This window comes from Pseudomonas sp. 05L36, assembly GCF_056398125.1.
In genome coordinates, this window is record NZ_JBFTOU010000055.1 from 1 (window position 1) to 13508 (window position 13508).

The window sequence follows — 13508 nt, forward strand, 5'->3', positions numbered from 1 at the left end:
GGTCGTGGCGCAGCAAAAGCAGGCCATTGTCAAAGCCGAGGAGGCACTGCGCATGGAGAAGATGCTCGACTATCTGACCCGCAGTGGCGGGTTGGTCGAGCGGGTGAAGGAGGTGGTGTCTTGATGCCCCTGGTGCGTAGGGGCGATCCGCTGCGCCCTTATGGCGGCGAGGTGCTGGAAGGTCACTTCGAAGCTTTCGGCATGCCGGTGGCTTGCATGGGTGACAAGGTGCGCTGCGACAAACACGGCATGACGCATATCAGCGAGGGCGCCTCGGACTTCACCATGGAAGGCAAACTGTTGGCGCTGGATGGCTACCGCTGTGACTGTGGTTGCCGGTTGGTCAGCACCCTGGCGGTATCTTCAATCGGGGTGGTGCCATGAACCTGCCGCCGGAGTACCCCGAAGTCATGGAGCCCAGCGCGCCACGGTGGCGGCGCTGGTGGTTGGCTTTGCTGTGGCTATGGGGCCTGCAGGCGGTCGCCTTGCTCACGCTGTGGCCTGAGGATCAGCCACGGCTGGAGCTGTGGTTATGGAGTGCCGTGCTGCCGTTGTGTTGGGCGTTGGCATTGGCCCTGCGCGTGTTGGCATGGCAAATCGGCCTGTTTGGCAACGGCGTGTATCACCGTACCGTGGACGCCGCGGTTCAGCGCTGGTGGAGGCGCCGCAGTCTGGGCTTGCCGGTGCAGCAGGTGTGGCTGATTGGTCCAGCGGGCGATGTTCAGGACAATTACCAAGGGTTGATGGCGGGCACCTCTTTGCCGAAGCCATCGAAACTGCGGGAGGCCTCACAGGTACGGTTTTGTTGCCCGCTTTCGCTGAACAAGAACACCATGCGTGCACCGGCCCTGGCTCGATATCTGGCTCGGATGACCCTGGAACTCCCGGAGTTGAAAGAACGTTGGCCGACATTGCGAGGTGTTGCCTGGATGGGGGATGAAGGTAGCCAGACCGCCTTCACAACGGCACTGGGCAAAGGAGGGGTGGTGCTGCCCGAAGCACGCTTGCCTTTGGGCGATCTGACCGATCTGGACGCCCTGATCGCTGCCTTTTACCACGATTGTCGTGACAAGGATGATTGGGTGCTGTGCGCAGGCGTGATGTCGGTCGAAAGTGCTGAAGGCACAGTACTGCCCGGCGAGGCGGGCTTTCTCTGGCTGGTGAGTTGGCAGGGGCGCCAAGTGTTGCACCGGGGAGAGTACTTGAATGAGACGCACCAGACAGCCGTCGGCCTCTGTACACAAATGCAGCGATATGCCGGGATCGACTCGGCCCCCCCAGCCTGTCTTGCAATGGATAAGGAAAGCCAGGAAGCCTTCGTGGAAGGCGGGTGGTCGGCTGGCGAACATCAATTGGCAAGACACTGGGGGTTACTGGCGCATATCGCACCATTCATTGGTATGTCCCTGGCACTGTTACAGGCGGGGAAGGCCGGACAGCCTTGCGGTTGGCTGAGTCAGGATGGAAACAAGCGATTGGCTATTGGAATGGCGGTGCCTCATGGCAATGAATAACGCAAAGTACAAGGGTTCTTTGATTCGCGTGGGATTGGGTTATCTGCTGATCCTGGCGTTACTGGTGATACTGGGTTGTCTGCTGTATGCCTTGAGTAGCACCCACTTCGGCTGGCCGCAACTGTCGCTCAAAGACTTGGCGCTGCACGGTTTCGGCATCTGGTTTGCCATCGGCTGGACCTGCCCGACCATTCTGTTGGTCTGGGATCGGCTGGCGGTGACTCGGTCGAATCGGATAATCGGAACGGTCGCTGAAACACCGGTTTCACCCTTGAGCAAACCGAGCGATTCCCCCGACATTTCCTGGTTCCCCGAATTAAAGGAGCACCTGCGCGAGAACTACAGTTTTCTCAAACGGCCAAAGGTTCGCTTTCTGTTGGTCGTCGGTGAACCCGAGCAGGTCAAGGCCATCGCCCCCAAACTGGAAGTACAAAAATGGCTGGAAGGTCACGACACCATCCTGCTCTGGGGCGGTAGCCTGCAAAGCAAATTCGATGATTCACGCCTCGAAGCGTGGCGCAACCTGACCCGCTGGCGCCCCTTCGACGGCGTCATCTGGGCGCTCGACAAACCACAAAGCGCCGACCCCCGCGCCATGGACCATGGCATACGCCACCTGCAAACCCTGGCTCGCAAGCTGCGCTGGCAGCTACCGCTGCACCTGTGGCAGGTCTGCAACAGTCAGTGGGACCAGAAAACACGCCAGACCCAGGCGGTTGGTTGTCTGCTGCCGACACGGTTGACGCCGGTGGCCGTGGAGAATGCTCTGCAAGACCTGGTGGAGCCCCTGGGCGATTCAGGATGGGCGCAGATGCATGAAGCCAATCATCATGACTTCCTGCTGCGCCTGTCCCGCGATTTGCAGGTCGAGGGCATAGCCCGTTGGCGGCAGGCGCTGGCGCCGTTGTTCCGGGTGTTTGCCCGTGGCGTGCCGTTGCGCGGGTTGTGGTTTAGCTTGCCGGTGCCGGGGGGCGAAGAAAACAAGGAAAATACTGACAACTTTTGGCACGCCACACCGCCCTGGGAGGGCGTGCTCGGTGACAAGACTGTTCACCGTCGCCGTTTGGGCTGGGGCGCCACGCGGATCAGTTATTCACTAGCAATGGGACTGGCGCTGATCTGGGGCGCGGGCCTGTTGCTGTCCTTCGCCAGCAACCGCGTGCAGATTGCCCAGGTGCAGACCGCGTTGGTCTCTCTCGAACAGTCGCAGAGCCCCGACGAACAACTGCTGGCGTTCAACGAGTTAACCCGTGAACTGGGGCGCCTGGACTACCGCGCCGTGCACGGCACGCCCTGGTACCAGCGCTTTGGCCTCAACCAGAACGACCCACTGCTCGCGGCGCTGTGGCCACGCTACGTCGACGCCAACCAACGGCTGCTGCGCGACCCGGCCGTGGCCAGGCTGCAGCAGCAACTCAAGGCGCTGATCCAGTTGCCGCCGGACAGTGCCGAACGGGCCAAGCGTACCCCGCAGGCCTACGCCCAGCTCAAAGCCTACCTGATGATGGCGCGCCCGGAAAAAGCCGACGCGGCTTTCCTCGCCAAGGTGCTGGTCGAGACTCAGGCGCAGTGCGCCGACATCACGCCGGGGCTCTGGCAGGGCCTGTCACCCGGCCTCTGGCAGTTCTATGCCGAGCAACTGGCGGCCCATCCGGCCTGGCGTATCGAGGCTGACCCGACGTTGGTGGCCCAGGCCCGTCAGGTACTGCTCGGCCAGTTGGGCCAGCGCAATGGCGAAGCCAGCCTGTACCGCCAGGTGCTCGATGCGGCGGCCAATCACTACCCGGCCCTGGGCTTGCAGCAGATGGTCGGCGACACCGACGCCCGCGCGCTGTTCGCCACCACGGCCAGCGTGCCCGGGGTGTTCACCCGCCAAGCCTGGGAGGGCCAGGTCCGCCAAGCCATCGACGAGGTGGCCGAGGCTCGCCGCGAGGAGATCGACTGGGTGCTCAGCGACAATCCCGCCAGCCTCGCCGCCGACTTGAGCCCGGAGCAACTCAAGGAACGCCTCACCGAGCGCTACTTCCAGGACTACGCCAGCGCCTGGCTGGACTTGCTCAATCGCCTGAACTGGCAACCGACACGCAGCCTGGATCAGGTGATCGACCAGTTGACCCTGATGAGCGACGTGCGTCAGTCGCCGCTGATCGCGCTGATGAACACCCTGGCGTATCAGGGCCAGGCCGGCACTCGCGGCCCGGCCCTGGGCGCGTCGTTGATCCACTCGGCGCAGAAACTGATAACCCAGGACAAGGTGCCGCTGATCGACCAACAGGCCCCCGGCACGAGCGGCCCGCTGGACGCCACCTTTGGCCCGCTGCTGGCCCTGTTGGGCAAGGAGGCCGAAGGCAAGAACGACAACGACCGGCTGAGCCTGCAGGCCTTCCTCACCCGCGTCACCCGGGTACGCCTGAAACTGCAGCAGGTGAGCAACGCCGCCGACCCGCAGGAAATGACCCAGGCCCTGGCGCAAACCGTGTTTCAGGGCAAAAGCGTCGACCTCACCGACACCCGTGCCTACGGCAGCCTGATCGCTGCCAGCCTGGGGGCGGAGTGGGGCGGGGTCGGCCAGACCCTGTTCGTGCAGCCGCTGGAACAGGCCTGGCAACGAGTGCTGCAGCCGTCGGCGGCCAGCCTCAACCGCCAGTGGCAACGGGCGATCGTCAGCGACTGGCACAGCGCGTTTGCCGGGCGTTACCCGTTCGTGGCGACCACCAGCGATGCGTCATTGCCGATGCTGGGGCAAATGATCCGTGCCGACTCCGGACGCATCGAGCAGTTCCTGCAACAGCAACTGGGCGGTGTGTTGCGCAAGGAAGGCCAGCGCTGGGTGGCCGATCCGCGGCACAGCCAGGGCCTGCGCATCAACCCGCAGTTTCTCGCGGCGCTCAACCAGCTCAGCCACCTGGCCGATGTGCTGTTCACCGACGGCGGCCTCGGCCTGGGGTTCGAGCTGCGGGGCAAGCCGGTACGCGACGTGGTGCAGACCACCTTCATCCTCAACGGCGAAAAACACCACTACTTCAACCAGAAGGAAAGCTGGCAGCGCTTCAGCTGGCCTGGCTACAGCGACCGTCCGGGGGTGAACCTGACCTGGACCAGCGTGCAGGCTGGCGAGCGTCTGTTCGGTGACTATCAGGGCACCTGGGGCTTGATCCGCCTGCTGGAACAGGCTCGGGTCACCACGCTGGACGACGGCGACAGCCACTACCGCATGGTGCTCAAGGCCCCGGATGGCCTGGGCCTGACCTGGCACCTGCGCACCGAACTGGGCGCGGGACCGCTCGCGCTGCTCAAGTTGCGTGGGTTCAAGCTGCCGACGCAGATTTTTCTTGGCGAGGGTGAAAAGGTGTCGCGCTGATTTCGACCCGTGGCAACAGGTTTGCTGGTGAAGTGTGCGATGGAGTGGGTCAGGTAGTTGATTTTTGCTGCCGGTGGTCAGGTGGCGTGGAGGGGGCGGTAATGACGGCTTACGAAACGTTCGCGGATAAAAGCCATCAAACAATCGGCGCGCGGAAATGAAAAAAAGGCCGGTGATCTGCGCGATCACCGGCCTTTTTTCGGCTATTGCTTAGACGCGTTCGAAAATCGCCGCAATCCCCTGACCACCACCGATGCACATGGTCACCAGCGCGTAACGGCCGCCGGTGCGGTGCAGTTCGTGGATGGCCTTGGTGGCGATGATCGCGCCGGTCGCGCCCACCGGGTGGCCCAGGGCGATGCCCGAACCGTTCGGGTTGACCTTGGCCGGGTCGAGGTCCAGTTCCTGGCTGACGGCGCAGGCCTGGGCGGCGAAGGCGATGTTGGCTTCGATCACGTCCAGGTCGGCGACGGTCAGGCCGGCGCGCTTGAGCGCCAAGCGGGTGGCCGGGATCGGGCCCAGGCCCATGAGTTCCGGTTCGACGCCGGCGTGGGCGTAGCTGACCAGGCGGGCGAGCGGTTTCAGGTTATTGGCCTGGACCGCGTTGCCGCTGGCCATGACCAGTGCGGCGGCGCCGTCGTTGAGGCCCGAGGCGTTGCCGGCGGTGACCGAACCGTCCTTCTTGAACGCCGGCTTCATCGCTGCCAGCTGTTCCAGGGACGTGGCACGCGGATGTTCGTCGACGCTGAACAGTTTGACGCCTTTGCGATCCTGGATTTCCACGGTCGCGATCTGCTCGCTGAAGTAGCCGTTGGCAATCGCGTGGGCCGCGCGTTTCTGGTCTTCGAAAGCCAGGGCGTCCTGCATTTCGCGGGTGATGCCGTTGCGCGCGGCGACGTTCTCGGCGGTGATGCCCATGTGGATGCCATGGAACGGGTCATGCAGGATGCCGAGCATGTAGTCGATGACCTGGGCGTTGCCCATGCGCGAACCCCAACGGGCGGCCGGCATCAGGTAGGGGCCACGGCTCATGGATTCGGCACCGGCACCGACGACGATGTCGGCATCGCCGAGCATCAGGGTCTGGGCGGCGTTGATGATCGCTTGCAGGCCCGAACCGCACAGGCGGTTGACGTTGTAGGCCGGGGTTTCCTTCGGGATGCCGGCGTTCATCGCCGCGACGCGGGAGATGTAGGCGTCGCGGGTTTCAGTCGGGATCACGTTGCCCATCACCAGATGGCCAACGAGCGCCGGGTCCACGGCGGCTCGCTCCAGGGCGGCTTTCACGGCCGTGGTCGCGAGATCGGCCAGTGGCACGTCCTTGAGCGAACCGCCGAACGTACCGATGGCGGTACGGGCGGCGCTGACGACGTAGATTTCCGGAGTGTTCATGGCTGGTTTCCTTTCGGTGGATTCTTGTCTGTACTGCGATTGAGCAGGGCGTTCAAGGCGGTTTTCGCCTCGTCGGTATTCAGGCGCTGGATGAACAGCGTGTTTTCTTCGCGCAGGGTGGCTTCCAGTTCGGCCAGGGAAGCCTGCTTCATCAATTGCCGGGACTGGCGCAAGGCTTGCTGGGGCATGGCCAAAAAGCGCTGGGCGATCTTGAGGGCCGCCGCCAGGCATTGCTCGCCGTTATCAAAGGCTTCGTTGGCCAGGCCCCAGGCCACCGCTTCGTTGCCGTCCAGGCCGTTGCCCAACAGCAGCAGGCTCGCGGCTCGGGCATGGCCGAGCCGGCGTGGCAGCAACAGGCTGGCGCCGAATTCGGGGCACAGGCCGATGTTGACGAACGGCATGCGCAGCTTGGCGTTACGGGTGACCAGCACCTGATCGCAATGCAGCAACAACGTGGTGCCGATGCCGATGGCCGCCCCGCAGACTGCCGCGAGCAGCGGTTTTTGCAGGCGCGTGACGACCTTCATCAGGTGGAACGCCGGGGCGTCCAGATGAGTCGGCGGGTGCTGGAGGAAATCCACCAGGTCATTGCCGCTGGTGAAGCAGGTCGGGCCGCCAGTGATGATGATCACGCCGGTCTGCTCGTCTTCGTCGGCGGCCAGCAGCAGGTCGGCCAACTGCATGTACATGGCGTTGTTCAGTGCGTTGAGCTTGTCCGGGCGGTCGATGGTCAGCGTCAGCACACCGTCGCGTTGCTCGTGTTTGATCAGGTCGGTCATCGCAAACCCAGGGTCGTTCGGATCAGGTGGCCACTTTAAGCGCCGGACAAACCCCGGATCTATGGCAAAACGGGTCAACCGTACTGCCGCTTTTTGCCATGCCGGTGAGCCAAAAAGCGACACACACCCATTCGGGGTATGGCTGCGCCCGGCGAATCCACCAATAGTGAAGGCATCCGCTCATCCAGGGCCGAACTCGCTATAAGGTGCATTTGCTATGGGCAAGACGCTGCTTAAGGTGATTTCCAGTCTGTTTGTTGTACCGCTGACATTGAATGCCTACGCCGCTCAGGTGGACGACAGCCATACGCTGCGGTTGTACAACTGGGCGGATTACATCGGTGAAAAAACCGTGGCCGACTTCGAAAAGGCCACCGGCATCAAAGTCATCTACGACACCTTCGATGCCTACGAAACGGTGCAGGCCAAATTGCTCACCGGCCACTCCGGTTATGACCTGATCGTGTTGAATGCGTCCCTGGCACCACCGCTGATCAAGGCCAAGGTGTTCCAGCCGCTGGACAAGAAACAGCTGCCGGGCTGGACCAACCTGGACCCGGAAGTCCTGGAGGATCTGCAAGGGTATGATCCGGGCACCACGTACTCGGCGCCTTATACCTGGGGCAGCAACGGCGTCACCTACAACGTCGACAAGATCAAGGAACGCATGCCGGACGCGCCGATCGGTTCGTTGGCGATGGTATTCGACCCGAAGATCGTCTCGCGCTTCGCCGATTGCGGCGTGACCCTGCTCGATGCCCCGACCGAAGTCATTCCCATGGCCCTGAAGTACCTGGGGCGTGATCCGCGCAGTGCCGCCCCGGAGGATTTGAAAGCCGCCCAGGATTTGCTGCTGTCGGTGCGGCCGTACATCCGCAAATTCGACTCGGTCAATTACCTGACCAGCCTGCCCAACGGCGACGTGTGCATGGCCATGACCTGGTCCGGCGATTACGCCACGGCCATGGCCCGTGCGGCGGAAGCCAGGAAGAAGATCGACCTGGCGTACTTCATCCCCAAGGAAGGCTCGCTGATCTGGTTCGACAACCTGTACATCCCGGCGGACGCGCCCCACGTCGCCAATGCCCACAAGTTTCTCGAATACCTGATGCAACCGCAGGTGATGGCGGACGTGAGCGACTTCATCAATTACGCCAACAGTAACGCCGCGGCCACACCGTTGTTGAACGCCGCTGTGCGCGACAACCGGGCGATCTACCCCGACGCGCAAACCCGCGAGCGCCTGTTCCCGCAGAAGACCCAGGACGCCAAGGACATGCGGGCGATTACCCGGGTCTGGAGCACCGTGAAAAGCGGCATCTGATTTGTTCGATCGTTAGTCAATTCGGTTAGAGGTTTATTTATGGCGACTCCAACACGCACCGTACTTTCGCCAGCGGATGAGTCCAGACTGGTCAAGGCCGACAAGGCCCATCACATGCACGGCTACCACGTGTTCGACGAACACGCCGAACAAGGCTCGCTGAACATCGTCGCAGGCGTAGGCGCCTACATCTATGACACCCAGGGCAACCGCTTTCTTGATGCCGTGGGCGGCATGTGGTGCACAAACATTGGCTTGGGCCGTGAGGAAATGGCCGAGGCCATCGCCGATCAGGTACGGCAACTGGCCTATTCCAATCCGTTTTCCGACATGTCGAATAACGTGGCGATTCAGCTGTGCGAAAAACTCGCCAGCCTCGCTCCCGGCGACCTCGACCATGTGTTCCTGACCACCGGCGGCTCCACCGCCGTGGACACTGCGTACCGGCTGATCCAGTACTACCAGAACTGCCGTGGCAAACCCGAGAAGAAGCACGTCATCGCCCGGTTCAACGCCTATCACGGCTCCACCACCCTGACCATGTCGATCGGCAACAAGGCCGCCGACCGTGTGCCGGAGTTCGACTACGCCAACCCGCTGATCCACCACGTCTCCAACCCGAACCCGTACCGAGCGCCGGACGGCATGGACGAGGCGCAGTTCCTCGAATTCCTGGTCAAGGAGTTCGAAGACAAGATCCTCTCGATGGGCGCGGACAAGGTCGCCGGTTTCTTTGCCGAACCGATCATGGGCTCCGGCGGGGTGATCATTCCGCCACAGGGCTACCTCAAGCGCATGTGGGACGTGTGCCAGCGCTACGACATCCTGTTCGTCGCCGACGAAGTGGTGACTTCGTTCGGGCGACTGGGCAAGTTCTTTGCCTCCTACGATGTGTTCGACGTGCAGCCCGACATCATCACCACCGCCAAAGGCCTGACCTCGGCTTACCTGCCGCTGGGCGCGTGCATCTTTTCCGAGCGCATCTGGAAGGTCATCGCCGAGCCGGGCAAGGGCCGCTGTTTCACCCACGGCTTCACCTACAGCGGCCACCCGGTGTGCTGCACCGCGGCGCTGAAGAACATCGAAATCATCGAGCGGGAGAACTTGCTGGCCCATGTCGATACGGTGGGCGCTTATCTGGAAGAGCGCCTGGCAACCCTGCGGGACTTGCCGCTGGTGGGGGATGTGCGCTGCCAGAAACTCATGGCCTGCGTGGAGTTCGTCGCCGATAAACGCACCAAGGCGCTGTTCCCCGACGAGATCAACATCGGCGAGAAAATCCACGTGCGGGCCCAGGCCCGGGGCTTGCTGGTGCGGCCGATCATGCACCTCAACGTGATGTCGCCACCGCTGATCCTGACGTTTGCCCAGGTCGATGAAATCGTCGAGACCTTGCGCGAATGCATTCTGCAAGTGGCCGCCGAGCTTGAAGCGAGCGGACAGTACGCGGGCCAATGATTTCGTCAGTCAGGCTGTTACCAAGGGATTGTCCAGCCGCTAGACTGCGGGGCATGAGCAAACCAGACGACGATACGCTGATCGCGATGCCCTTCGGGGCATTGCACAAATGGCATGGGGGAATGCGCGAGGCATTCGCCCATATCGATGAGCCTGACGCCCTGCAACACCTGGCGTCGGCGTTGGCGCAACTGGTGTCCGTTGAGTCGATGATGATCAGCCTGGAGCGCAAGGACCGCGCGCCACAGTTGCTGCATCAGCGCGGGATTGCCCAGGAGTATCAGGTCTCGATTCTGGAGCGCTATTTTGCCGGGGGTTATTTGCTCGATCCCTTCTGCCTGGCGGTGGAGCAGGGGTTGGCGCAAGGGTTCTATCACCTGGAGGAGATTGCTCCAGACAACTTCTTCGAGAGTGACTACTACAAATCCTATTACCTGAAGGCGGGCTGCTCGGAAGACAGCTACTACATCGTCGATACCGGCAATGACACGAAGATTTCCATCAGCCTCTATCAGGGTTTCGGCGGTGAATGCCTGAGCGCCGAACAGTTGAATCTGCTGCGCGCCGTGGAGCCGCTGGTGCGTGAATTCATCAGCGAGTTCAGTCAGCGTGGACTGCTGCGCAATACCGGGATTGAGCGCGATAACGAGCAAGGCAAACGCGATGATCTCAAGCATCGCGTGCAGGCGGCATTCGAGAACTTCGGTTGTGAGTTGCTGACCGAACGCGAGCGGCAAGTGGCGCACATGGTGTTGCGCGGGCATTCGGTGAAATCCACCGCGAGCCAGATGAGCATCTCGCCGGAAACCGTGCGCATGCACCGCAAGAACCTGTACCTGAAGTTGGAAGTGGGTTCGCAGTCGGAACTGTTTGCGCTGTTTATCGAGTGGTTGCGCAGGAATTGAAGATTGACCTCAAACTTGTGGTCAACGGAGATCAAATGTGGGAGCGAGCCTGCTCGCGATAGCAGTCTGTCAGCACCATTGATGTCGACTGACACGCCCTCATCGCGAGCAGGCTCGCTCCCACAGTTGTAAATGGTTGACCACAGATTTTTCGACCAACCCAGAACCTTGTGGGAGCGAGCTTGCTCGCGATAGCGGTCTGTCAGGTCCATTGATGTTGGCTGACACTCCGTCATCGCGAGCAGGCTCGCTCCTACAGGTGTTGCGTTACGACCAAGGTGAGAATGTCATGGCTCGCCACCAGCTCACCCGGCTGGTTGGTGACTTCCACATCCCACGCCCCCCCTTGCGGGATGCCCTGGTCGATCTTGCGCTTGCAGGTCAGGCGCGCCTGGATGGTGTCGCCGATGCCCACCGGGTTGATGAAGCGCAAGGTGTCCAGGCCATAGTTGGCGAGTACCGGCCCCCGGCGCCGGATTGCTGCGAACTCGCCCATCGCGATGCTCTCGCACCGATCAAGCCTCGAGGCGGGCAAGCGGTTTTCTGTTTCGCAATGCAAGGGAGATGAGCATTCCGGGCTCCTTTGGAACAGCCGATGACAGGCATGCCCGCACTTTGCTACAGCCGGTGAATGGCTGCATTTGAATGCCTGCCAGATTCCTTTGGCTCTGTGCCTGATTTAGCGTAGTGGGGCGGATCCTGACGGGTTTGCTGTCAGTTGTCGTACAACGAAGAGGGGTCGATAACCACGTTAAAAACTGACAAGGGAGCGAGCGGAGAGTCGCGTAATCTGGGTCCAAGAGCCTGTTTAACGACGTTATTCGATTATGTATCGCATTTTTAGGGCGGTCAGGGCGTTCAGGTCTAAGGGGTTTTCTTGTTGACAGTGCCCCATGGGACTGTCTATAAATCTCACATGTCATACGACGACGTATGACATGCAGGTCTAATTTTAAAAATAATAAGAGTGTCGATATCAACATGAATCCAATCGCCTCCCTCTCGCCCCTGATGTTCCGAGTTGGCCCAATCTCTCCGCGGAATATGGCCCGTTTCGTCGTGGACTGATGCATTGAACTGAAGCCCCGCGGCCCAATCGATCTCGTTTTATACCGAGAGATCATCACCAAAAATCTACAATAAAGTGATGCCATGAACCTGAACGAGCCAATTACCGCGCAACGCGTCAGCCAGTCTGTCGGTAAATACCGATGGACCATTTGTGCATTGTTGTTTTTTGCAACCACCGTCAATTACCTCGACCGCCAGGTGCTCAGCCTGTTGGCGCCGGATCTGTCGAGGCAATTTGGCTGGAGCAACACGGATTACGCCAACATTGCCGCCGTGTTCCAGTTCACGTACGCGATTTCCATGCTGTTCGCGGGGCGAGTGGTCGACAAGATCGGCACCAAGGCTGCTTTTGTGGTGGCGATTTGTATTTGGTCGACCGGCGCGATCATGCACGCCTTTGCAGAACCCATGGGCGAGGGCATCGCCGCCATCTGTGGCGCGCTCGGTATTGCGGTCATCCCGGTCTCGATCGCCGGCTTCATGCTGTCGCGCGCTGTGCTGGCGGTCGGTGAATCGGCCAACTTCCCGACCGCAATCAAGGTCACCGCTGAGTATTTTCCGAAGAAGGAACGCTCCTTCGCCACCGGCATTTTCAACTCCGGGGCCAACGTCGGCGCGATCCTGGCTCCCATTTCGGTGCCGCTGATCGCTGGCCTGTGGGGCTGGCAGGCAGCGTTCATCGTAATCGGCATGCTGGGCTTTATCTGGATGGGCGTATGGCTGGCGTTTTACGACAAGCCGGAGCAGCAGAAGCGCCTGTCGGCGCAGGAACTGGCGCACATCCGCAGTGATTCCCACGCTAGCACCGCTGTGCAGACGGGCGTTGGCAAAAAGGTTTCGTGGTTCCAATTGCTGAAATACCGTCAGACGTGGGCGTTTGCCTTCGGCAAGTTCATGACCGATGGTGTGTGGTGGTTCTTTCTATTCTGGCTTCCGACCTACCTGTCGGAGCAGTACGGCCTGAAAGGCGCAGCCATCGTGGTGCCACTGGCCGTGCTGTACAGCATGACCATGGTGGGCAGTATTGGCGGCGGCTGGTTCCCCAGCTATTTCATGGCACGTGGCGACAAGCCGTATGACGGCCGCATGAAAGCCATGCTGGTGATTGCCGTTTTCCCATTGGTGGTGCTGTTGGCGCAGCCATTGGGTCACATCAGCGTCTGGGTACCGGTGTTGCTGATTGGTGTGGGCGCGTCGGCGCATCAGGCCTGGTCGGCCAACATCTTCACCACGGTGTCCGACATGTTTCCGCAAAAGACCGTCGCGTCCGTGGTCGGCATTGGCGGTATGGCGGGTGGGTTGGGCGGAGTCTTGCTGACCAAGATCGGTGGCTGGGTGTTTGACTATTACAAATCGGTGGGTGAAATCCGTACCGGCTACATGATCATGTTCGCCGTCTGCGCGCTGGCCTATCTGGTGGCGTGGAGTGTGATGAAGATGCTGGTGCCTCGCCATAAGGAAATTACCGACCTGTGAATGACGGCTTCGATGACGTCTGCAAAACGGAGTAACCCATCGGATTGAACAAGGCCGCTGAGCAATCAGCGGCCTTTTGCGTTGTGCGCCAGGCATGGCGCGTTGCGCATAAGCGCAACCAGTTTGGCTGTGGTGGCCACGCTGGTGACTTGGAGGTGAAAGTCCTCTACACACCCGGCAAGGGGAAGTGTTAGCCAGAGGCAAGGGTGTCGCGGGTGACTGCGAATC

Annotated in this window: 9 protein-coding genes and 1 pseudogene; 7 read left to right on the forward strand and 3 right to left on the reverse strand. The window is 61.2% G+C overall.

The genetic code is table 11. The annotated features are described in order from the left end of the window. Nucleotides 1-120 precede the first annotated feature (120 nt). The 3 genes from AC1DKH_RS29720 (at nucleotide 121) to AC1DKH_RS29730 (ending at nucleotide 4875) form a co-directional block, all read left to right on the forward strand. Complete coding sequence (locus AC1DKH_RS29720) at nucleotides 121-384, forward strand: PAAR domain-containing protein (RefSeq protein ID WP_477800153.1); 264 nt, start codon at nucleotides 121-123, stop codon at nucleotides 382-384. A gap of 140 nt (nucleotides 385-524) precedes the next feature. Then, complete coding sequence (locus AC1DKH_RS29725) at nucleotides 525-1514, forward strand: hypothetical protein (protein ID WP_477800161.1); 990 nt, start codon at nucleotides 525-527, stop codon at nucleotides 1512-1514. Next, the gene (locus tag AC1DKH_RS29730; protein WP_477800154.1) at nucleotides 1507-4875 is read left to right on the forward strand and encodes an ImcF-related family protein; all 3369 of its coding nucleotides are present in this window, start codon (nucleotides 1507-1509) and stop codon (nucleotides 4873-4875) included. The genes AC1DKH_RS29725 and AC1DKH_RS29730 overlap by 8 nt, the downstream gene beginning before the upstream one ends. Before the next feature lie 210 nt (nucleotides 4876-5085). Here the strand turns inward: AC1DKH_RS29730 and AC1DKH_RS29735 are convergent, their stop codons facing one another. Further along, nucleotides 5086-6267 (reverse strand): acetyl-CoA C-acyltransferase family protein, encoded by a 1182-nt coding sequence (locus tag AC1DKH_RS29735; RefSeq protein WP_477800155.1) that lies wholly within the window; start codon nucleotides 6265-6267, stop codon nucleotides 5086-5088. After that, nucleotides 6264-7046, reverse strand: coding sequence for an enoyl-CoA hydratase-related protein (locus AC1DKH_RS29740; protein WP_477800156.1), 783 nt, complete (start codon nucleotides 7044-7046; stop codon nucleotides 6264-6266). Before AC1DKH_RS29740 ends, AC1DKH_RS29735 begins: the two co-directional genes overlap by 4 nt. Before the next feature lie 217 nt (nucleotides 7047-7263). Between AC1DKH_RS29740 and AC1DKH_RS29745 the strand changes: the two genes are divergently transcribed. Genes AC1DKH_RS29745 through AC1DKH_RS29755 form a run of 3 tightly spaced genes read left to right on the forward strand, consistent with a single transcriptional unit; the run spans nucleotide 7264 to nucleotide 10733 of the window. After that, nucleotides 7264-8370: a polyamine ABC transporter substrate-binding protein gene (locus AC1DKH_RS29745; RefSeq protein ID WP_477800157.1), complete on the forward strand. Its 1107-nt coding sequence runs from the start codon at nucleotides 7264-7266 to the stop codon at nucleotides 8368-8370. A 39-nt stretch (nucleotides 8371-8409) separates the two neighbouring features. Beyond that, complete coding sequence (locus AC1DKH_RS29750; protein WP_477800158.1) at nucleotides 8410-9828, forward strand: aminotransferase; 1419 nt, start codon at nucleotides 8410-8412, stop codon at nucleotides 9826-9828. Next, nucleotides 9825-10733, forward strand: a complete 909-nt coding sequence (locus AC1DKH_RS29755) for a helix-turn-helix domain-containing protein (protein WP_477800159.1) — start codon at nucleotides 9825-9827, stop codon at nucleotides 10731-10733. The genes AC1DKH_RS29750 and AC1DKH_RS29755 overlap by 4 nt, the downstream gene beginning before the upstream one ends. Nucleotides 10734-10986: 253 nt before the next feature. On the opposite strand, the pseudogene AC1DKH_RS29760 reads toward AC1DKH_RS29755, so the two are convergent. After that, nucleotides 10987-11199: pseudogene (locus AC1DKH_RS29760) on the reverse strand (MaoC/PaaZ C-terminal domain-containing protein); the annotation flags it as partial. Nucleotides 11200-11885: 686 nt separating this feature from the next. Here AC1DKH_RS29760 and AC1DKH_RS29765 point away from each other — a divergent pair. Further along, nucleotides 11886-13280, forward strand: coding sequence for an MFS transporter (locus AC1DKH_RS29765; RefSeq protein WP_477800160.1), 1395 nt, complete (start codon nucleotides 11886-11888; stop codon nucleotides 13278-13280). The last annotated feature ends 228 nt before the right edge of the window (nucleotides 13281-13508 follow it).